The organism is Streptomyces sp. NRRL F-5650 (assembly GCF_000721365.1).
GTDB lineage: Bacteria > Actinomycetota > Actinomycetes > Streptomycetales > Streptomycetaceae > Streptomyces > Streptomyces ardesiacus.
In genome coordinates this window covers 1-201 of sequence record NZ_JOGV01000215.1, presented here as the reverse complement: position 1 = coordinate 201, position 201 = coordinate 1, and the positions used below count along the sequence as shown (strand labels likewise).

Annotated in this window: 1 protein-coding gene; it reads left to right on the top strand. The window is 62.2% G+C overall.

Annotated features, from left to right (window positions below):
- Positions 1-201, top strand: a 201-nt coding sequence (locus IG88_RS42230) for an acyltransferase domain-containing protein (protein ID WP_037837612.1), incomplete at both ends; no start/stop codon positions are given.

Sequence of the window (201 nt, the reverse complement as noted above, 5' to 3'; positions counted from 1 at the left end):
TGACACGGTTGGTGGGTTGATTGCGGATGGTTATACGACGTTTGTTGAGGTGAGTGCGCATCCGGTGTTGACGTCTGCGGTGGAGGAGACGGGTGAGGCCGTCGGGGTCGAGGTGTGTGCGGTCGGTACGTTGCGGCGTGAGCAGGGTGGTGTCCGGCGTTTCCTCACTTCGCTGGCGGAGTTGTGGGTACGGGGTGTGGA